The 18,618-nt window shown below is 68.7% G+C and carries 22 protein-coding genes, 1 other RNA gene and 1 pseudogene; 9 read left to right on the plus strand and 15 right to left on the minus strand.

Annotated elements, in window-relative coordinates; genetic code table 11:
* Nucleotides 1-8 precede the first annotated feature (8 nt).
* Entirely contained in the window at nucleotides 9-623 is a 615-nt protein-coding gene (locus ACWGO0_RS21640) for a lysophospholipid acyltransferase family protein (RefSeq protein ID WP_453537300.1), read from the minus strand.
* A 113-nt stretch (nucleotides 624-736) separates the two neighbouring features.
* Between ACWGO0_RS21640 and ACWGO0_RS21645 the strand changes: the two genes are divergently transcribed.
* Entirely contained in the window at nucleotides 737-868 is a 132-nt protein-coding gene (locus ACWGO0_RS21645) for a hypothetical protein (protein WP_453537229.1), read from the plus strand.
* Nucleotides 869-926: 58 nt separating this feature from the next.
* On the opposite strand, the gene ACWGO0_RS21650 is transcribed toward ACWGO0_RS21645, so the two are convergent.
* From ACWGO0_RS21650 to ACWGO0_RS21665, 4 genes are read right to left on the minus strand one after another with little or no spacing between them, the layout of a single operon-like run.
* On the minus strand, nucleotides 927-1,109 hold the full coding sequence (locus ACWGO0_RS21650; RefSeq protein ID WP_453537232.1) for a DUF397 domain-containing protein: 183 nt from the start codon (nucleotides 1,107-1,109) through the stop codon (nucleotides 927-929).
* A gap of 10 nt (nucleotides 1,110-1,119) precedes the next feature.
* On the minus strand, nucleotides 1,120-1,974 hold the full coding sequence (locus ACWGO0_RS21655; protein WP_453537235.1) for a helix-turn-helix domain-containing protein: 855 nt from the start codon (nucleotides 1,972-1,974) through the stop codon (nucleotides 1,120-1,122).
* A gap of 7 nt (nucleotides 1,975-1,981) precedes the next feature.
* Nucleotides 1,982-2,506, minus strand: a complete 525-nt coding sequence (locus tag ACWGO0_RS21660) for a DUF6879 family protein (RefSeq protein ID WP_453537238.1) — start codon at nucleotides 2,504-2,506, stop codon at nucleotides 1,982-1,984.
* A complete protein-coding gene (locus tag ACWGO0_RS21665) occupies nucleotides 2,478-2,885 on the minus strand; it encodes a hypothetical protein (protein ID WP_453537241.1) in 408 nt (135 codons plus the stop codon). The genes ACWGO0_RS21660 and ACWGO0_RS21665 overlap by 29 nt, the downstream gene beginning before the upstream one ends.
* A gap of 180 nt (nucleotides 2,886-3,065) precedes the next feature.
* Here ACWGO0_RS21665 and ACWGO0_RS21670 point away from each other — a divergent pair, with 180 nt between their 5' ends.
* The 4 genes from ACWGO0_RS21670 (at nucleotide 3,066) to ACWGO0_RS21685 (ending at nucleotide 4,861) form a co-directional block, all read left to right on the plus strand.
* Nucleotides 3,066-3,323: a hypothetical protein gene (locus ACWGO0_RS21670; RefSeq protein ID WP_453537244.1), complete on the plus strand. Its 258-nt coding sequence runs from the start codon at nucleotides 3,066-3,068 to the stop codon at nucleotides 3,321-3,323.
* A gap of 112 nt (nucleotides 3,324-3,435) precedes the next feature.
* A complete protein-coding gene (locus tag ACWGO0_RS21675; protein WP_453537247.1) occupies nucleotides 3,436-3,570 on the plus strand; it encodes a hypothetical protein in 135 nt (44 codons plus the stop codon).
* A 143-nt stretch (nucleotides 3,571-3,713) separates the two neighbouring features.
* A complete protein-coding gene (locus ACWGO0_RS21680; RefSeq protein ID WP_453537250.1) occupies nucleotides 3,714-3,890 on the plus strand; it encodes a hypothetical protein in 177 nt (58 codons plus the stop codon).
* Between the two features lie 110 nt (nucleotides 3,891-4,000).
* Nucleotides 4,001-4,861, plus strand: a complete 861-nt coding sequence (locus tag ACWGO0_RS21685; protein WP_453537303.1) for an aKG-HExxH-type peptide beta-hydroxylase — start codon at nucleotides 4,001-4,003, stop codon at nucleotides 4,859-4,861.
* A gap of 4 nt (nucleotides 4,862-4,865) precedes the next feature.
* Here ACWGO0_RS21685 and ACWGO0_RS21690 read toward each other — a convergent pair whose 3' ends face one another.
* From ACWGO0_RS21690 to ACWGO0_RS21705, 4 genes and pseudogenes are all read right to left on the minus strand, one after another.
* A complete protein-coding gene (locus ACWGO0_RS21690) occupies nucleotides 4,866-5,552 on the minus strand; it encodes a pentapeptide repeat-containing protein (RefSeq protein WP_453537253.1) in 687 nt (228 codons plus the stop codon).
* A 113-nt stretch (nucleotides 5,553-5,665) separates the two neighbouring features.
* Nucleotides 5,666-6,697 carry a hypothetical protein gene (locus ACWGO0_RS21695; protein ID WP_453537255.1) on the minus strand — a complete coding sequence of 344 codons (1,032 nt, stop codon included), beginning with the start codon at nucleotides 6,695-6,697 and terminating at the stop codon, nucleotides 5,666-5,668.
* 354 nt (nucleotides 6,698-7,051) lie between these two features.
* Nucleotides 7,052-7,454, minus strand: an RNA gene (gene rnpB / locus ACWGO0_RS21700) — RNase P RNA component class A.
* A 53-nt stretch (nucleotides 7,455-7,507) separates the two neighbouring features.
* Nucleotides 7,508-7,855, minus strand: a pseudogene (locus ACWGO0_RS21705) (Uma2 family endonuclease); the annotation flags it as partial.
* Nucleotides 7,856-7,925: 70 nt separating this feature from the next.
* Between ACWGO0_RS21705 and ACWGO0_RS21710 the strand changes: the two are divergent.
* Complete coding sequence (locus tag ACWGO0_RS21710) at nucleotides 7,926-8,657, plus strand: MerR family transcriptional regulator (protein ID WP_453537258.1); 732 nt, start codon at nucleotides 7,926-7,928, stop codon at nucleotides 8,655-8,657.
* A 23-nt stretch (nucleotides 8,658-8,680) separates the two neighbouring features.
* On the opposite strand, the gene ACWGO0_RS21715 is transcribed toward ACWGO0_RS21710, so the two are convergent.
* On the minus strand, nucleotides 8,681-10,123 hold the full coding sequence (locus tag ACWGO0_RS21715; protein WP_453537261.1) for an RNB domain-containing ribonuclease: 1,443 nt from the start codon (nucleotides 10,121-10,123) through the stop codon (nucleotides 8,681-8,683).
* A 475-nt stretch (nucleotides 10,124-10,598) separates the two neighbouring features.
* Between ACWGO0_RS21715 and yaaA the strand changes: the two genes are divergently transcribed.
* Entirely contained in the window at nucleotides 10,599-11,399 is an 801-nt protein-coding gene (gene yaaA, locus ACWGO0_RS21720; protein WP_453537264.1) for a peroxide stress protein YaaA, read from the plus strand.
* A gap of 61 nt (nucleotides 11,400-11,460) precedes the next feature.
* On the plus strand, nucleotides 11,461-12,099 hold the full coding sequence (eda, locus tag ACWGO0_RS21725) for a bifunctional 4-hydroxy-2-oxoglutarate aldolase/2-dehydro-3-deoxy-phosphogluconate aldolase (RefSeq protein WP_453537267.1): 639 nt from the start codon (nucleotides 11,461-11,463) through the stop codon (nucleotides 12,097-12,099).
* On the opposite strand, the gene ACWGO0_RS21730 is transcribed toward eda, so the two are convergent.
* The 5 genes from ACWGO0_RS21730 to ACWGO0_RS21750 all read right to left on the minus strand — a co-directional run bounded on the left by ACWGO0_RS21730 (nucleotide 12,096) and on the right by ACWGO0_RS21750 (nucleotide 16,845).
* Nucleotides 12,096-12,878 (minus strand): sulfite exporter TauE/SafE family protein, encoded by a 783-nt coding sequence (locus ACWGO0_RS21730; protein WP_453537270.1) that lies wholly within the window; start codon nucleotides 12,876-12,878, stop codon nucleotides 12,096-12,098. The two genes, eda and ACWGO0_RS21730, sit on opposite strands and share 4 nt — an antisense overlap.
* Nucleotides 12,879-12,880: 2 nt before the next feature.
* Nucleotides 12,881-14,140 carry a bifunctional RNase H/acid phosphatase gene (locus tag ACWGO0_RS21735; RefSeq protein ID WP_453537273.1) on the minus strand — a complete coding sequence of 420 codons (1,260 nt, stop codon included), beginning with the start codon at nucleotides 14,138-14,140 and terminating at the stop codon, nucleotides 12,881-12,883.
* Nucleotides 14,140-14,883, minus strand: a complete 744-nt coding sequence (locus ACWGO0_RS21740; protein WP_453537306.1) for a zinc ribbon domain-containing protein — start codon at nucleotides 14,881-14,883, stop codon at nucleotides 14,140-14,142. Before ACWGO0_RS21740 ends, ACWGO0_RS21735 begins: the two co-directional genes overlap by 1 nt.
* The gene (locus tag ACWGO0_RS21745) at nucleotides 14,880-15,716 is read right to left on the minus strand and encodes a Nif3-like dinuclear metal center hexameric protein (protein ID WP_453537276.1); all 837 of its coding nucleotides are present in this window, start codon (nucleotides 15,714-15,716) and stop codon (nucleotides 14,880-14,882) included. The genes ACWGO0_RS21740 and ACWGO0_RS21745 overlap by 4 nt, the downstream gene beginning before the upstream one ends.
* An 85-nt stretch (nucleotides 15,717-15,801) precedes the next feature.
* Nucleotides 15,802-16,845: an ABC transporter substrate-binding protein gene (locus ACWGO0_RS21750; RefSeq protein WP_453537279.1), complete on the minus strand. Its 1,044-nt coding sequence runs from the start codon at nucleotides 16,843-16,845 to the stop codon at nucleotides 15,802-15,804.
* 197 nt (nucleotides 16,846-17,042) lie between these two features.
* On the opposite strand from ACWGO0_RS21750, the gene ACWGO0_RS21755 reads away from it, so the two are divergent.
* Nucleotides 17,043-18,269 (plus strand): hypothetical protein, encoded by a 1,227-nt coding sequence (locus ACWGO0_RS21755; protein WP_453537282.1) that lies wholly within the window; start codon nucleotides 17,043-17,045, stop codon nucleotides 18,267-18,269.
* Nucleotides 18,270-18,618: the final 349 nt, after the last annotated feature.

The raw sequence follows: 18,618 nt of genomic DNA on the forward strand, positions 1-18,618 counted from the left end.
CCCGCTGATCAGCTGCCGCTGTTCCGGCTCATCCGCTCCCGCACGGTGGCAAGGTAGACGTCCACGTACTCCTGGCCGGACTGGACGGCGATCTCCTTCATGATCTGATCGGTCACGCTGCGCCTCACCCGACGGTCCGTATGCTGCCCCTGCTGCGCGGCGAAGCTGAGCGGTTTGCCGAAATTGACATCGAAACGGGCGATGTGGAGCCTCTTGCTGCCCGCCGGATGAACGCGCTGGGTCCCGATCAATCCGCAGGGTACGACAGGAAATCCGCCGGCCAGAGCCATCCAGGCGGCCCCGGCATTCCCCTTGTACAGCCGCCCGTCGGGAGATCGTCCGCCCTCCACGTGAATTCCGACGACGTCGCCCTGGTTCAGGATGTCCAGTGCTGCGGTGAGCCCGGACATCACACCGGCTCCACTGCTCTTGTCGACCGAGATCATGTCGATCGACCGGAAGAAGAGAGCCTGCAGCCTACCCTTCAGACCAGGCATCTCCAGCCATCCCTGCTTGCCCACGAAATGAACTCTGCGCGGGGTCAGTATGGGAATGAAAAGCGAGTCGAAGAATGAGAGATGATTGGCCGCGATGATGAACGGCCCCTTGCGATGTATCAGCAGGGGTTCGCCGACAACGCAGTCTCGTTCACGGCGAACGTGCCCGAGGTCCTGGAACTCGACGAGACGTGCGAGGTGCCGAGCGGCGACTCCCCCACCTGAAGGGCACGACAGTCATGATGGACGGCACGAGGCCGCAGGCTCCCTATGAGCGGATCAGCCGCGAGCAGTTCGACGCCTACGAGTCCTATCGAGTCGAGGACTCGAATGACGAGGAGTGCACGACCGGCGCCTGTCCGGTCCGCTAACTTCCGTACTACTGCCTGAAGTTGGGACCTCCTTAAGGGAGGTCCCTTCTCGTTGTCCTCAGCCCTGCCGCCCGACGAAGCTCACGAACTCTGTCCACGCAGCCGGGCGGAACCCCACCTTCGCCCGGTTGGGACGCTTCGAGTCCCGGACCATCACCTCTGCGGGATCGTTGTCCGCGATCTCAACGCAGGTGTCGGTCTGCGTGTAGGAACTCGTACGCCAATTCGCTATTTGCTGCATCGTCTACCTTCTAGCTGGGTGAGATTTGTTCAAAATGATGAGCGGCATTCAGTATCAGATCCCTCGCCGCTTTTCCGTAGACAGCTGATCTCTTCAGGGAGGCGAAAGCCTTCCCGTAAAGCTCGATCTCCCGAGGTTGGGTCACAGAGAACTCGGCAGAGTAGGTTTCGACGAGCACGAGCTTGTCGTCAAACATCGAAAAAGAATTACCGGGCCAGATATGCAGGGGCGCAGACCGCGGAATGAAGCCCAAGCTAAGCCGCGGTAGCCCTATTACCGCCAAGAGGCGATCTAGCTGCCCCCTCATGACCTCCGGGCCGCCGAAGTTAGAGTAAAGGGCCTGCTCGGCGAGCAGCACATTGAAGATGCGGTCGCCCTGGGTCAGGTACTTCTGTCGTTCGAGCCTCTTTGCCGTGGCCACTTCGGCATCATCTGGGATTTCGAAGAAGTCGACGACTTGCTTGAACGTCTCCGCTGCGTACTCCGCAGTCTGGAGCGTGCCCCAGATGAGCGTTGGGTGCCAGATCCGGAAGACCTTGGTCTTGGAGTAAACGGGCAAAGCCTTGGCCTGGCGCTTCTCGGCGCCGGACTGGAGCTGTCGGCGCCACTCCAACCACAGTTCGTCGATGTGGCGGACAGTAGCAACCAGGTCGGCAGCCTGATCTTGGGTATTCGTCCTCTCACACCACGTACGGATATCGTCTTCGCTAGCAGCCTGCCGACCGTTTTCGATCCGGGAGACCTTTGACTCTTGCCACCCTGTGGCGGCAGCGAATGCCCGGCCGCTGGAGAAGCCCGCGTCCTTGCGGAATCCTCGCAGCCGGGCACCCAATGCCGCCCGTGCTTCTTGTGCCTGGTTGCTCACTGATGAGTCAGGGCTTGTACTCGGCGTGGCGGATTGCGGAGGTCCAAAGCAGATCCCGAACCCGGATGCACTCGGCCACGGTCTCGGGATCTTCGATCAGCTGGGACCCGAGCACGCGCCCTTCGATGTCGAAATGGCCCACGGCCAGGAGGCGGTCATCGAAAAGCCACCAGTCATTCCCGAAGACGGGGAAGGTGAGATTTTCCGGGAGCTGATGTCGGGGGAACCACCTGATGTCTTCGCCTGCCGCCAGGTTCAGGTGCGTGAGCGAGTTCTCCCACCCCACGTACTGAGAGTGCGGCTCGGTGACCACGCGGACCCGCCGCACCGTCTTTCCCTCAGCCGTCACACGCTTCATGAGCGTCATCCAAGGGTCGAGCCACGCGTAATCGTCAGGCTCGCCCCTTTGCCATCGGACGTAAGGCGTGTCCTCGACAGGCGACCCGTAGTCGTCCCTCAGCTCAAGATGGAAGGCACTGCGCTCGAAGCTGTCGAAAAGCTCATCACGCTGGGCGCTCGTGATCAGGTCCACTGTTCTCCTCCAGTAGGGCCATGATCGAGGACGTGGGTACCTCGATGCAGTCCTCATAGTCAGGCAAGCGCATCTGGCTCAGGGCGTCAGTGTCACGCATCTCCGGACCCTGCACGATGCACGTGCCCTGTTCGGTGACGAGCATGATCGGTGCCTCGAACCTCTTGATCTCGCCGGACGGCAATCCGTCTTTGGTCAGGTGCTCGAACAGCTCGGTTGGAACCTCGACGACCGTATGGCCGGCAGGGACGTCGAGCTGCATCAGCAAGTCGTTCGCCAGAACCTTCCAGCCCTGGACGACATAGCTGTCCTGGTCGCTGGCATACAGGGTGGGGCTGTCTCCGGGGGTGGAGTTCTTACCAAGGAACCTTAGCTTCACGGCCGTTCTCCCGTCCGCTGCCTTGCGCGGGTTTGCGCGATACACCGATGGTCGGCCTGTTGTTCGGCTTCGTCAATCGACTTGCTGCAAACTCGCGCAATCCGCTTGGGAGTTGGCCTGCCCCAGCTCTAGCTTCGTTGCAAGCCCAGACGACGCAGGGACAAGTGACGAGGGGTCACCATGACGACGGCTGCCACCGAGAAGAGAACGCCCAAGGAGACGGCGCGGAGCATCGCGGCCAACGCCGTCCCGGAGGTGAACGAGGCCCTGGACATGATGAAGCTCCACGGGCCGGCACTGGTCGGGGAGGTGGAAGACGGTCATGGAACCGTGCTCATCACCCTCCGCTCGGGCGACGCGTACGAGTTCGCGCGCTGGGTGCGTACGCAGGCCACGCGGAGCGAGATCGAGCAGTCCGAGGCGCGTCAGCATGGCTGACCAGCCGATCCCCTCCGGACCGGAAGGGCACGCTGGCAGCACAGAGACTCCTGCCACGATCCGAGTCGGTGACCTCGTCCCGTACGACGGCGTGTACTTCACAGTGGCCGACATGACCACGAGTCGCTCGGGCGCGAAGGTGCTCCACTTCACCGACCGCGAACCGCTCCTGATCGAGGGCCCCACCTTGGTCTATCGGCCGGTCGAGTACACGGTCACGTTCGGCGAGATCGTCTACAGCCGCTAACCCACAGATTCCGTCCCTGCCAGCAGCCCCCCGTACCGCTGGCAGGGACGGGCAAGACCCCCGCCCTCGGCGAGATCCGGCAAGACCGTCTGGGGGCGGGTTGCAAGTGCAGGCACAACTCAACTCCAAACAGGAGGAGAACCATGAAGCCGAGCCAGGTCAACCCGGCCGAGACCGAGGTCATGCCGCGCACCGCACTCCACAACCTGGTGGCCGCCGTCGCCGAGGACCCGAAGTCGCTGGCCGCCAGCGTGAAGGCGTCGGTCCAGCGGGCACAGGAGGACGGCAACAGCTGCATGATGGGCGGCTGTACCTCCTGACCTACACCCTGACGCGCTGACGCGCTGTCTCGCTCAGTACGCCCGGAGCGGCCTTCCGCTCCGGGCGTACAGCCCCTGGTCGCCTCGTAAAGGAGATCCTCGTGCACTTCATGAACAACGGCCACGCCTACGAGAACGCGGCCCGCCTGATCCATGCCGTGACCGACGTATACCCCAACGCTGAAGGTCTCGACGAGGCGTATCGGGTCGCTATCTCTGACCCCCGTATCCGACCGATGCCCGTAAATGGTGAAGGCATCTCTGTCACACACGAAGATGGGGCGTGGGCAGAGTTCTGCACCACGAACGGAATCTTCGCCCACATCTTCAAGGGTGCCGGCGCAACCGATGGCCCCACCCGCGAAGCCTGGGACTTCGAGGTCACCGCGGCCTTGGATCTCATCCAGGACATCAGCCCCGACCTCCGCCGCATGGTCGACTTGCTGATCACCGACTTGGTGATCCTCAACTCAGGAGCGGACGGAGGCGGCTCGGCCTCCCACCTCCCCGGCGTCGTAGTCATGAGCCCCGGACCTGAGTGGAAGGCCCTTGACTACGCCATGTGCCTGGTCCACGAGGGCATGCACCTGAACCTCTTCGTCGCAGACAAGGTGTACGGAACGTTCAACCTCCCGTCGAGCACCCTGGAAGCGCACGAATACCGCGCCCTGTCGGCCGTGAAGATCGGACAGCGGCGTCCGCTCGACAAGGCGTTCCACGCGGCCGTCGTGACCGTCCCGCTCATGTTCATGCAGAACCACCAGGGCGTCACGACCCTCGTCGACCTGTACAGCAGCTCTCTGCGGGACGCCTGCGAAGACCTGAAGAGGCAGCGTCCGCACTTCAGCGAGTATGGACAGATGCTCCTCGACGAGCTGTGCAACTTCGGTGAGGACATCGACTTCGACCTCGTAGCCCGCGCGATCTCCAGTCCGGAGTACGCGGGCTACCGGCCGAGCCTCGCGGCCTGACGAGCTACGGCTCGAACAGGATTCCCGCTTCGCGTGCCAGGCTCAGGGACAGTTCCATCGCCCCTGGGCCTTGCACCGTTGCGCCCTTCAGGCTCGCGGCTCCGCCGACATCAATCAGCGTGCTGTTCTCGAAGCGAACCATTCCTACCTGAATGTTGGCGAATTGCGCCCCCGTGAGGTCGCAATTCTCAAACTTCACGTTATGCAAGTGCGCCGACTGAAAATCAGCGCCAACCATCTTGCAGTCAGCGAACACGACACCGAACAGTTTCATATGCCGGAGCATGGCCGGGGCAATGATGCAGTTCTCGAACCGCACGTCACGAAAGGTTCCAGACTTCCACGTCGAGCCCGTCATTCGACTTCCACTGACCGTGCAGCGAATGAGTGACACGTCTTGCGTGCTGGCCTCGGCGAAGTCGCACGTCTTGAACTGCGAGTCGCTGAACTGGCTCCTGACCAGGCGTGTTCCCGTGAAGCGCGAGTTCTCGAAGACGCAGCCCTCAGCCTCCAGAGCCTCGACCTCCAGGCCGATGAAGGCCGCCCCGTCGTACCTGACACCCTTGATGATGGCGTCGTCTTCGAGATCGTCCCCCGGCATCTCCGACGGCCGCATTGAGAGCGAGACTCTCGGAGGCGTGGGGTTCTTAATTCGCACAATTCTGCTGCCTTGCCGAGCGACCTGAGCCATGTCAGACAATCCACTTCTCGAAGCGATTGGGCCTCCCCTGCTACCCGTTCGAGACACACCGCCTCGGCAACAGGGACACTCCGAGCCTACCGGTAAATTCTTTACCGATTCGACTAGTTGGCTACCTCGAAAGAGTCGGAAATCTCGCTCTGTACGGCGATTCTCGTCGGCAGCTCTTCGCGTGCTTCGAGGACGACATCGACACTCTGCCCGATGGCAACCATCGGGACAGCGTGCACGTTGGGGCACGTGCCCGTCTTCTCGGCGAGGACCTCGCCGGTTGCCGTATGCGTGACCACGCTAGTCACGACGGGGTCGGCCTGGGGCTCCCCATCGAGAGGCGTCGTGAGCGTGGTGGTCAGAGTCATGTCGGGCGAGAGAGGCGCTTCGACCACCATGGTCAGGATGTCGGCTTCGACAGTGCCGATTGATTCAGGCGTCCCCGGCGAGGCCGCATCGAGCCACAGCGTGAAGACGCTCATCCCGTCGACCACCTTGTCGAGCGGGGCCGGCAAGGCGTCCTTCAGTCCGGCCTCGTCGTCGTAGAAACTCTCACCCGTCGACGGGTAATACCGGTCAGATGACGGCGTCCCGGAAGACGGCGGAGTCTTGCCGGACTTGCCCTTCGCCGCACCCTTACCCTTGCCCTTCCCGGGGGTCTGGTCCTTCTTCGAGCCCTTCGGGGACGTAGAGGCCGACCCTGCACTCGCCTTCTCGCCGTCACCCGCCGCAGGAGCCGTAACAGCCTTGCGGCTCGTCGTTGCGGTCACGGGCAGCTTGGCGTAATCCGGACCGTTCGGCACGGTCACCCCTTCCGTCTCCACCTCGACCGTGCCGTCCTCCCGCACATCGACAACAGCGTTGTCCCCGTAAGCCAAGGCGTAGGCGTCACCGGTCGAGAGCTCTCGACGCTTCGCCTCACGGATGATCGCCTTTCGCTGCTCCTCGGTCAGAGGGACGCCAGCAATCCCACCCCCGCCATCAAGGAAGGTGTCCCTGTACCCCGGCGCCGCATCGGCGGCGAAGGCATCGGATTCCTTGACGCCCTGCGTCTCCGCAGGGGCGGGGATGTCATCCCGGAGAGTTGCCGTCGCCAGGGCGGTGAAGACCGCTGCGGCGACGAGCCCGTACGCGAGCGTCGCCACCCGTCTGTCGGGGGTGCCTTTCGCGGGAAATGCAGTGATGTGAGCAATGGTCTGGCGGCGCGCAGGCACGAGGCCCCCGTAGTCGGAACAACTGATTCCCCTTACCTATCATAGGAACATTTGTTCGAAGAAAAGAGGGATGCGCCGCCGCAAGTTCCTCCTACCCAAGGCGTAGGAGGAGCCGCTACCGGCGGAGTACAGCGGGGCCCGCAACCCCGCGCATGGGGGGCTATCGTCACCACTCGATCGCCACAAGACACTTAGAAGTAGGCGAGAGAAACAGACATATGAGCCGAAACGAAATAACGGCCGCCCGGAAAACGGGGGTGCGATTCTCTCAGTGGAGGGGTACGACAGACGAGTCGGGCTGTACGCCGGGTTCTGTCGCCCGGTCGCCTCGCGGCGGCCGGGGAGACGGCCATCCATCTAGGACCGGCATTGCTGCCGGTCTCGTGCGGTCTACCCGTGAACTCGGGCGGGCAGCCCTCGAACGTTCACGCAGAGCCGTCTTGCGACGGCCCCATCTTGACCTTGCTCCGGGTGGGGTTTACCTAGCCGCCTGAGTCACCTCAGGCGCTGGTGGTCTCTTACACCACCGTTTCACCCTTACCCGGGACCGAGGTCCCGGGCGGTCTGTTTTCTGTGGCACTGTCCCGCGAGTCACCTCGGGTGGCCGTTAGCCACCACCCTGCCCTGTGGAGCCCGGACGTTCCTCGGGAGGATCCGAGGATCCCCACGCGGCCGTCCGCCCGGCTCGTCTGCCGTGCCGCCCATGCTACCCGGCTGCCCCGGGGCCACCGGACGGGGCGCTCAGAGGAACGCGCCGGACTCCAGGTCGAAGGAGAAGGGAGCGGGGAGAGCGAGCGCCTTGCCGAACGGAACCGTGCAGCGCTGGCGGTAGTCGTCGCCCTCGGCGTCGCTGAACAGGGTCAGCGAGGACTCCTCACGGTCGACCAGGAGGTAGAGGGGAATCGGACCGCGCGCGTAGCAGTGGCGCTTGTCCGTGCGGTCGGCCCGGGGCTTGGACGAGGTGACCTCGACGACGAGCGCCACCCCCTCGCACGGCATCCAGGGCTCCGCGCCCCGGTACAGACGCAGATCGGTGGGGGCGAAGGTGCCGTCGGGGATGACGTGATTCCGGGGACAGAACCCCTCGGACCCGCCGGAAGACGGTGCGGTGCCCGGTCACGCTTGACCTTGACGCGGCGGCAAGGTTTCTACTGGTCTCATGCGCATCGGAGAGATCGCCGCGCTCGTCGGAGTCACCTCCCGGGCCATTCGGCACTACCACCACATCGGCCTGCTGCCCGAGCCCGAGCGCCGGGCGAACGGCTACCGGAGCTACAGCGTGCGCGATGCCGTGCTCCTGGCCCGCATCCGGCGGCTCACCGAGCTCGGGCTCGGGCTGGACGAGGTGCGTGACGTCCTCGCCGACGACGCGGGGCGCGAACTCGCCGAGGTGCTGGGCGAGCTGGATGCCGATCTGGCCCGCCAGGAGCAGGAGATCCGCGACCGGCGCCGGCGGCTGGCCGGGTTGCTGGAGCGGCCCGTGGGCGCCGGGGAGCCCCTCTCGCCCGAGCTGGCCGAACTGCTCGGGACCGCGCCCGCCACCCACTCTCCGTCCGCCGCCAAGGACCGCGAGCACCTGGCGCTGCTCGATGCCACGGACGTCGGCGCGGAGATCTTCGCGGCGATGCGGTCGCTGGCCGATGACCCGGCCGTGCTGACGCTCTACGAGCGGCTGGACGAACTGGCGTCCGCTCCCCCGGACGACCCGCGGATCGCTCCGCTGGCCGCCGATCTGGTCGCCGCCGTGCCCGACGCCGTACTGGCGTCGATCCCGGACGGGGGCCCCGCGGTGACGGGCTTCGGGGAGGCTCTGCTCGCCGACTACCCGCCCGCGCAGGCCGAGGTCGTACGCCGGGTGATGACCGCCATGACGAAAAGGGGCAATCGATAAGTGTGCGGATGGCGTCGCCGCCCTCACGCGGGTGCGAACAGCACCTTCGCCGAACCCGGTTCCGCCTGCATGAGCCGCACCCGCAGCCGCTCCCCCAGCGGGAGGCCGACCGCGGTCCCCTCGATCCGGGCGACGATCGCCGGATGCTCGATATGGACGGTGCCGACGGCCGGTTCGTCGTCCCTCACGTCGATCACGTACCCGTCGAAGACCTGACCCACCTGGTCCTTGAGCAGCGCCGCCTCCACCAGGTCGATGGACTCGCGCTCCACGGTGTTGGCGCGGCGCGTGCCGTCGGCCATCTCCTTGGGGAGCGCGGGAAGCGCCTCCCGTACCCACTGGGGCGGCTCGCGCCCTGCGACCGCCGCGAGGCAGAGCTCGGCCGCGTACCGGTCGACGAGCCGGCGCAGCGGGGCGGTGCAGTGCGTGTAGAGGTCGGCGACGGCGGCGTGGACGGCCGGGGTGGGCAGCTCGCCGTGCTCGAAGACCGTGTACCCGGCGCCGCGCAGCAGGGTGGTGCACTCCTGGAGGAACGCGGCGTGGTTGCTCTTCCCCGGGTCGAGCGAGCGGATGAGGCGCGCGTACGGGACGTGGTGCGGCCAGTCGATGCCCAGGGCCTGCGCGGAGCGCCTCAGCACGGCGACGGCGCCGTCCGGCGCGACGGGCAGCGTACGCAGGATGCCGGTGCCCGCCTCCTTCATGAGCCGGGCGGCGGCCATGCCGGTGAGCAGGGAGATCTGGGCGTTCCAGCCGTCGGTGCGCAGGGGGGTGCGGTATTCGAGGCCGTACGTGGAGTCCTGGGCGACGATCTCCTGTTCGGGCACGTTCAGTGAGATGCCGCCGCGGGCGAGCTCCTGCTCCTCCCGGAGCCGCCCGATGTCCCTGAGCAGGGCCAGGGGCTCCTCGGCCGTACCCGCGTTGATCCGGCGCTGGACGCCTTCGTAGTCGAGCTTGGCCCGGCTGCGTACGAGGGCCCTGCGCACGTCCGTACCGACGGCGCGGCCCTCCTTGTCGAGGTCGATCTGCCAGAGCACGGCCGGTCTGGTCTCGCCGGGGAGCAGGCTGGCGGCGCCCTCCGAGATCAGGGTGGGGTGCAGCGGCACCTTGCCGTCGGGGAAGTACAGCGTCGTCACCCTGCGGTGGGCCTCGGCGTCCAGGGCGCCGCCGGGCCGTACGAAGGCGGCGACGTCGGCGATCGCGTACCGCACGCGGAATCCTCGCGGTCGCCGTTCCAGGTGCATCGCCTGGTCCAGGTCGGTGGAGGTGGGCGGGTCGATGGTGAAGAACGGCAGCTCCGTCGCGTCCTCGTGTGCGGACAGGTCCGGGGAGCCCGCGGCCTGTTCCGCCTCCGCGAGCACGTCGGGCGGGAAGGTGTCGGGCAGCTCCAGCTCGGCGCGCAGGTGGCGCAGGGCCGCGCGGAGCGGGGTGTCCGCTGGGCCGGTCACGTGGAGATGGCGGCGGGGCATGTCCCGAGCGTAGGGCGGGGGCGGGTAACCGGCATCCCGGTCGCTCGGGCGGTCCCCTGGTTGCCCGTCCGTGGTTGGTCCGGGGCCCCTCCGGAGTGTCTCCTCGGGCAACGAACGTTCGGCGGGTCCGGATGGGAACCCGGGTATCTGTTCGTCACCCTGCGGGGACCCTCCTGCACGGCCCCGGACCGGCCGGAGCGGAGCTGCGGGCCGTGCCACCCGGGGTGCCGAAAAGCGCCGAGTGCCGTGCGTCGGCGAACCGGGCCGCAGGTGACCGCGATACGTGGGTGGGGCCGTGCAGGAGGGTCCCCGCAGAGGCGGGCGTAGGACCCGGGTTCGTTCGCTCCGTACCCGGGTGCCGCGCCCGTCCCGAGGAGACACTCCGGAGGGGCCCCACCCAACCACCCACGGGTGAAGCGGCGACCCGGTTACGTACCCTTGCAAGGCCCGTCGTTCGCGTACGCAAGGAGAAACCGTGCTCGTCCTGTTGCCGCCCTCCGAAGGCAAGGCCGCCTCGGGGCGTGGTGCGCCGCTGAAGGCGGAGTCCCTTTCCCTGCCGGGTCTGGCCGCCGCGCGGGAGACGATCCTCGACGAGCTCACCGAGCTGTGCATGGCCGACGAGGAGAAGGCCCGCGTCGTGCTCGGGCTGAGTGACGGGCTGCGCGGCGAGATCGCGAAGAACACCGAGCTCCGCACGGCGGGAACGCGCCCGGCCGGGGAGATCTACACCGGCGTGCTGTACGACGCACTGGACCTGGCCTCGCTGGACACCACCGCCCGCCGGCTGGCCAACAAGTCGCTGCTGGTCTTCTCCGGGCTCTGGGGCGCCGTGCGGGTGGGCGACCGGATTCCTTCGTACCGCTGCTCGATGGGTGTGAAGCTCCCGGGCCTCGGTGCGCTCGGCGCGTACTGGCGGGAGCCGATGGCGGAGGTCATGCCGGAGGCGGCCGGGGACGGGCTCGTCCTGGATCTGCGGTCCTCGGCCTACACCGCCGCGTGGAAGCCGAAGGGTGCGGTCGCCGAGCGGACGGCGAGCGTGCGCGTTCTGCAGTCCCAGATGGTGAACGGGGTCGAGAAGCGGTCCGTGGTGAGTCACTTCAACAAGGCGACCAAGGGCCGGATGGTGCGCGAACTGCTCCTGGCCGGCGCCCGGCCGAAGGGCCCCGCGGAGCTGGTGGACCTGCTGCGGCAGCTCGGGTTCGTGGTGGAGGCGCAGGCCCCGGAGCGGGCCGGGCGTGCGTGGGCGCTGGACGTGGTGGTGACGGAGATCCACTGATCGCGTTGCAGCATGCGCAACGCTCGTTGCGTGGGGTGTTGCGGCGGGGCAGGATGAGGGCATGACCTCACCTGCGCCCGTTGCCATGTCCGTCCTCGATCTCGCTCCCGTCGTCCCCGTCGTCGTCCTGGAGGACGCGGCCGACGCGGTGCCGCTGGCGAGGGCCCTGGTCGCGGGCGGGCTGCCGGCGATCGAGGTGACGCTGAGGACCGCGGCGGCGCTCGACGCGATCCGCGCGATCGCGGCGGAGGTGCCGGACGCGGTGGTGGGCGCGGGCACCGTGATCTCCGTGGCGAACGTGACCGACACCGTGGCGGCGGGGGCCCGCTTCCTGGTGAGCCCCGGCTGGACGGACACGCTGCTCGACGCGATGAAGTCGTCGGGCCTGCCGTTCCTGCCGGGTGTCTCCACGACCTCCGAGGTGGTCGCGCTGCTGGAGCGCGGGGTCACGGAGATGAAGTTCTTCCCGGCCGAGGCCGCGGGCGGCACCGCCTATCTCAAGGCGCTGTCCGCACCTCTTCCGCAGGCCCGGTTCTGTCCGACGGGCGGTATCTCGCTCGCCTCGGCGCCGACCTATCTGGCCCTGCCGAACGTCGGCTGTGTGGGCGGCAGTTGGATGGTGCCGGGCGACGCGGTGGCGGCGAAGGACTGGGGCCGGGTGGAGCGGCTGGCGCGCGAGGCGTCGGCGCTGCGCGGCTAGCGCACCGTCTGGACCGCGTACAGCGTGCCGACCGTGAGGGCCAGGGTGCCCAGCAGCAGCCGGAGCGCGGTTTCGGGCAGGCGGGGCTGGAGTCGGGCGCCGAGGTAGCCGCCGCAGAGTCCGCCGAGTCCGCAGGCCAGGCCGAGCGACCAGTCGGGGGCGACGGCCGCGGTCGTCGTCAGGGACAGCAGCGCGTAGGTGGCCGCGCCCACGACGGAGGTCACGAACGTGGCGGCGAGGGCCGCGGGGGCGACCTTCGCGACCGGTACTCCGCGTCCGACCAGGACCGGACCGAGCAGGGAGCCGCCGCCGATCCCGTAGATGCCCCCGGCGACACCGACGGCCAGCGCGAGCCCGGTCGTGGCGCGGGGCGAGGGTCCGGCCCCGGTGGCACGGCGTGCGGGGCGCAGGGTGCGGGCGCACAGCCAGGCGCCCAGGGGCAGCAGGAGTACGGCGATGAAGAGGCGGAAGACGTGAGGGCCCGGGACGGCGAAGACCCGGATCACCGCGCCGGCGACCACACCGGGCACCGTACCGAGGACGAGCAGACGGGTCAGGGGGCCGCGCAGCCGGCCGGCGCGGTGGTGGCGCAGCAGCGCCCCGGGGCCCGCCACCACGTTGTACAGCAGGTTGGTCGGGGTCACCGCGGGGCTCGGCACACCGAACACGCTGACCTGGACCGGCAGCAGGAACACCGCGCCCGATACGCCCACCGGGGCGGTCGCCAGCGAGATGGCCAGGCCCGCGGCGAAGCCGAGCGCTTCCGTCGGCCAGGTCACCGTTACCGCAGGTGCGAGGTGTCGTTCAGGAGCCGCACAGAGGCGTTGCCGTCCCCGTAGTAGGCCACGGCCGAGACAGACGCAGCCGAGAGTTCCATGCGGAACAGGGACTCGGGCGGGGCGCCAAGTGCCAGTCTGACCAGGGTCTTGATCGGGGTGACGTGGGTGACCAGGAGCACCGTGCGGCCCTGGTAGCGGGCGATGAGCCGGTCGCGGGCGGCCGATACGCGGTCGGCGACCTCGGTGAAGCTCTCGCCGCCGCCCGTGGGCGCCGCGTCGGGCGAGGCGAGCCAGGTGTCCAGGTCGGAGGCGTACCGCTCGCGTACCTCGGCGAACGTCAGGCCCTCCCAGGCGCCGAAGTCCGCCTCGCGCAGGCCGTCTTCGACGCGGACATCGAGACCGAGGCGGCCGGCCACCGCGGCTGCCGTCTCGAGGCAGCGGCGCAGCGGTGAGCTGACGATGTCCTGGATGGTGCCCCGGTCGGCGAACGCCCGCGCGGCGTTCTCGGCCTGGCCCCGGCCGACGGCCGAGAGTTCCGGGTCGCTGCCCCCGCTGCCGGAGAACCGCTTCTCGGGCGTGAGGGCCGTCTCCCCGTGCCGCAGCAGTACGAACGTGGCGGGCGCCCCCATATCGGGCGCCGCCCCCCACCCGGGCTGCGGCGTGGTGGAAGTGGCGGCGGGCGCGGCTTTCGTACGGGAGGTCATGGCCGCACGGGCGCGCGCCGCTCCGGCCGCCGCGTCGCCGGGCGGGCCGGTGACGGGCGGCAGGGCAGGCGGGGCCGTCCGGGCGGGCGCGTCGAGGGCCGCCGTCGAGGACGAGGGCTCCCACTGCCTGCCCCGCTTGCCCGCGTCCATCGCCTCGTTGGCGAGCCGGTCCGCGTGCTTGTTCTCGGCGCGCGGAATCCACTCGTACGTGACGGTGGCGGCGGGAAGGATCCGGGCGGCCTCCGCGGCCAGGGGCTTCATGTCGGGGTGCTTGATCTTCCAGCGGCCCGACATCTGCTCGACCACCAGCTTGGAGTCCATCCGGACGTGCACCCGCAGGGCGTCGTCCGACGGGAACAGCGCCTTCGCGGCCTTGAGGCCCGCGATGAGGCCCTTGTACTCGGCCACGTTGTTCGTCGCGACGCCGATGTACTCGGCCGTCTCGGCGAGCGGCTCGCCCGTCTCCGGATCGATGACGACGGCGCCGTAACCGGCGGGCCCCGGGTTTCCCCGGGAGCCGCCGTCGGCCTCGACGACCAGCTGGTGGGAGGCGGGCATTACAGGCCCGACTCCGAGGTACGGATCAGGATGCGGTGGCAGTTCTCGCAGCGCAGGACGGTGTCGGGGGACGCCGCCTTCACGTCGTTGACCTCGGTGATGTTGAGCTCCAGACGGCAGCCCTCGCAGCGCCGCTGGTAGAGGCGGGCCGCGCCGACGCCGCCCTGCTGGGCGCGGAGCTTGTCGTACAGCTTGAGGAGGTCCGCGGGAACGGCGCCCGCGACGACCTCGCGGTCCTTGGTGAGGGTCGCCGCCTCGGCGTCCAGCTCACGGATCGCCGCGTCGCGGCGCTCGACGGCGTCGTCGAGCTTGGCCTGGACGGCGGAGACGCGCTCGGTCAGCTCGATGACCCGCTCCTGGGCACCTTCGCGGCGCTCCATGATTTCGAGGACGACGTCCTCCAGGTCGCCCTGGCGCTTGGCGAGCGAGACGATCTCGCGCTGGAGGCTCTCCAGGTCCTTCGGCGAGGAGACCGCGCCGGAGTCGAGCCGCTGCTGGTCGCGGACGGCGCGCTGGCGCACCTGGTCGACGTCCTGCTCCGCCTTGGTCTGCTCGCGGGTGGTGTCGCTCTCCTCGGTCTGGGAGGCGACCAGCAGGTCACGCAGCTGGGCGAGGTCGTTGTTGAGGGCGTCGATCTCGGCGTGCTCGGGCAGCGACCTGGCCTTGTGGGAGGCCTGCGACAGGCGTACGTCGAGGGCCTGGACTTCGAGGAGTCGGATCTGGTCGGCGGGCGCGGCGTTCAGTTGGGGGCTCCAGAAGAGTGGTGGGTGGTCCAGGGGTCGGTGACCTGCTTCGAGACATGGACCCGCAGGTCCCATCCGTGGCGGTCGGAAATCGCGTCGAGCTGTGCGGCGGCCTGCTCGCACCAGGGCCACTCGGTGGCCCAGTGTGCGGCATCGACCAGGCCGAGCGGCGAGTGCTGGACGGCCTCGGAGGCCGGGTGGTGGCGCAGGTCCGCGGTGAGGAAGGCGTCGACGCCCGCGGCGCGCACGGCGTCGAAGAGGCTGTCGCCGGACCCGCCGCTCACGGCGACGGTACGGACGAGCGCGTCGGGGTCGCCTGCCAGCCGGATGCCCTGCGCGGTGGCGGGCAGCCTGGCGGCGGCGCGTGCGGCGAACTCGCGGAGGGTCTCGGGATGGTCCAGCTCGCAGATCCGGCCGAGACCGCGGTGCCCCTTGGGGTCGGTCGGGTCCGGTACGAGGGGTCCGGTGACGCGCAGGTCGAGGGCGCCGGCGAGGGCGTCGGAGACGCCGGGGTCGGCACTGTCGGCGTTGGTGTGCGCGACGTGCAGCGCGACGCCTTTGCTGATGAGGCCGTGTACGACCCGGCCCTTGAAGGTCGTGGCGGCCACCGTCGTCGTACCGCGCAGATAGAGCGGGTGGTGGGTGACGATCAGCTGGGCGCCGAGCGTGATGGCCTCGTCGGCGACGGCCTGGACGGGGTCCACCGCGAACAGGACCCGGTCGACGTGCGCTTCCGGGTCGCCGCAGACGGTGCCGACCGCGTCCCATCCTTCGGCCCGCTCGGGGGGCCAGAGGGCGTCGAGCGCGGCGATGACTTCAGACAGACGGGGCACGAAGGAAAGGCTACCTTCCGTCCGTGCCCCGCAGGCCATGGCTGCCGGGACCCGTGAGGGCGGACCGGCGGCCGGTTATGAATCGTTACTTCACGAGGTCGGCGCGCAGGTCGTCGAGGACGAGACCGGCGGAGGTGACACCGAGGCCGAGGTACCAGGTCTCGTCGGAGACGTCCTTGGCCCGGCCTTCCTTGACCGCCTTCAGGTTCTTCCACAGCGGGTTGGCCTGGGCGGTGTCGCGCTTGGTGGCCTTCACGTCGCCGTAGACGCCGGTGAAGATCCAGTCGGCGTCGGCCTCGTCGATCTTCTCCGGGCTGATCTCCGCGGCGAGGTCGTTGATCTGCTGGTTCTTGGGCCGGGGCAGACCGGTGTCCTCAAGGATCGTGCCGATGAAGGACGCCTTGGCGTAGAGGCGGATCTTGTCCGGCAGGTAACGGACCATGGAGATCGTCGGCTTGTTCGGGCCGATGTCCTCGCCGAGCTTCTTCGCCTTCGCCTCGTAGGCGGCCAGCTCGGTCTCGGCCTTGGCGGTCTTGTCCAGCGCCGCGGCGTTGAGGAGGTAGTTCTCCTTCCAGGTGAAGCCCGGACGGATGGAGAACACGGTCGGCGCGATCTTGGAGAGCTCGTCGTACTTGTCGGCGGCGCGCAGCTGGCTGCCGAGGATCAGGTCGGGCTTGAGGCCCGCGATCGCCTCGAGGTTGAGGCTGTTGATCGTGCCGACGTTCTTGGGGTCGCCCGCGTCCTTCTTCAGGTACGACGGGATGGCCGCGTCGCCCTCGGAGGGGGCGTAGCCGACGGGCTTCACACCCAGCGACACCACGTTGTCGAACTCGCCGACGTCCAGGACGACGACCCGCTTGGGCGCGGACTTGAGCTCCGTCTTGCCCATGGCGTGGGTGAGGGTACGGGGGAAGGTCCCGGCCTTCGCGTCGGTGCCGTACTCCGCCGTCTTCTTCGCCGCGTCCCCGAAGTCCTCGCCGCCCGTGGCGACTGCGGCCTTCTTGTCGCCACCGGTTTCGGACTTGGCCGAGTCCGTGGACTTGGCGTCGCCGCTCCCGCAGGCGGAGAGGGAAAGGGCGGCAGCCACTGCCAGGCCGACTGCGGCGGTGCCGCGGCGTCGAAGGGACATCACTTGCTCCAGTTGTGGGTCACACAGGCATTGCTTAGGAATGCCTTACCTTATCCACGCCCACCACCCCCAGCACAACCACCCCCTGACGCTCAGGCGAATACGGACATCACCACCCTTATGTGTGAAGCGCGCGTGGTGGCGTTGTTCGGCAGGAAGTGCGAAAACTAGCTTCGGTTGCCGGAGGTGATGAGTTCATGACTGCGTGTGCCATCGAGGGCGAGACCGCAGGGGCCACCGCCACGGTGGAGTCCCTGCCCGAGGAACCCGGCGAGCCCGGAGAGCCAGAAACCGCCGCGGGTGACGCGCCCCCGTTCACGATCACCGCGGACGGTTCGTACGCGGCCCGGCTCACGGCCGCCCCTGGAGCGCCCGGGGCGGAGCGGGCGTGGTTCGCGGAGCGGTGGACGCTGGACGGGCCCGAGCCGTACGCGGTGCCGCTCCCGCTGAACCAGCCCGAGGAGCCGGACTCCGACGTGGTGCCGCTCGCCGACGGCCGGGTCCTCATCCGGCGACTGGTCGACGGACGGCATGCCTTCTCGCTGCTCTACCCGACCGGCCCCGTCACCGGCGAACTGCCGCTGGGCGCCGTCGAATGCACCGGTCTGACGCTGCTCCCGCCGTCACCGGACGGCCGGAGCGTGTTCGCCCTGGTCGCGGGTGAGCGCTCCACCGCCGTCTGGCTGGTGGCGGGCGGCGCCTTCGGCCCCGAGCACGTCACCGACGTACCGGGGCACTGTTCCGGCGGGGTGTGGCTGGACCGGGCGGGGCGGCTGCTGGCGCTGGACCGGCAACTGCCGGGCGGCGGACCGGTGAAGGCCGTCGCCGTCGACCTGGAACGCGGCGGCGAGGTGACACCGCTGCTCCAGATCGCGCCGGACAGCGACGACCGGCTCCTGCTGGCCGACGCGGACAGCGGGCTGCTGCTGCTCCGGTCCGACGCGCCGGGTCACGACCGGCTCGGCTGGGGCGTGCTCGGCAGTTCTCTGCCGGTGCGTTTCCCGGAGTGCCTGCGTCCGGACGATGTCGCGGTGACGCCTTTCGCCGTACAGCCGGGGCAGATGCTGATGCCGGAGAGCTGTGCGGTGGCCCTGCGGATCGACGGGCCCGCGGGCAGTTGGGTGGGGGTGTGGCGTCCGGCGGGGCGTCGGCTGCACCACTTCGGGGCGCCCGAGGGGTGGCCGGCCGGTTCCGGGTTCTGGAGCCGGGAAGGCGTACTGCACCTGCCGTACGCCCATGCCGGGGCCCCGTGCGCGGTGGCGCTGCTCGAAGCTCCGGCCGCCGAGGACGAGTGCCGTCGTGGGAACCCGTTTGACCAGGCCGGAAGTGGAGCGGAACCATCCGCGGCTCCTGCGCTTCCTGTGGTGTGTAAGCCGGTTCCACTGGGGCAGGCGCCTCTTCTTGGGCGCACCGCGCCTGGTTAAATTTGGGGCCTGGGCCACGCGGCCGCACCGCGCGGACACCGACGGTGACCACGTCGGATGGCGGTGGCGGGGCTTGCGACACATAAGTAAGCGATCACAACGGGGTGAACTTCCGACATGTCTGAAGCCCGAACCGACACGACCCAGACGCGTCCGCCGGGGGCGGAAGCGCAACGGGCCGAAGCCGGCGGCTCCGGAAAGCACCGAGGGGGTGCGTCGATGGAGAACACGGCCGCGCAACCGCACGGCCGCCACCGCCGCCCCTCCGAAGGGGGTGGCAGAGCGGCCGTCTGACTCCGCGCTGCAGAAAACGAAGCCGGTATGAACGAGGGGAGGGCCGCCACAGCCG

This window comes from Streptomyces sp. NPDC055749, from assembly GCF_053617235.1.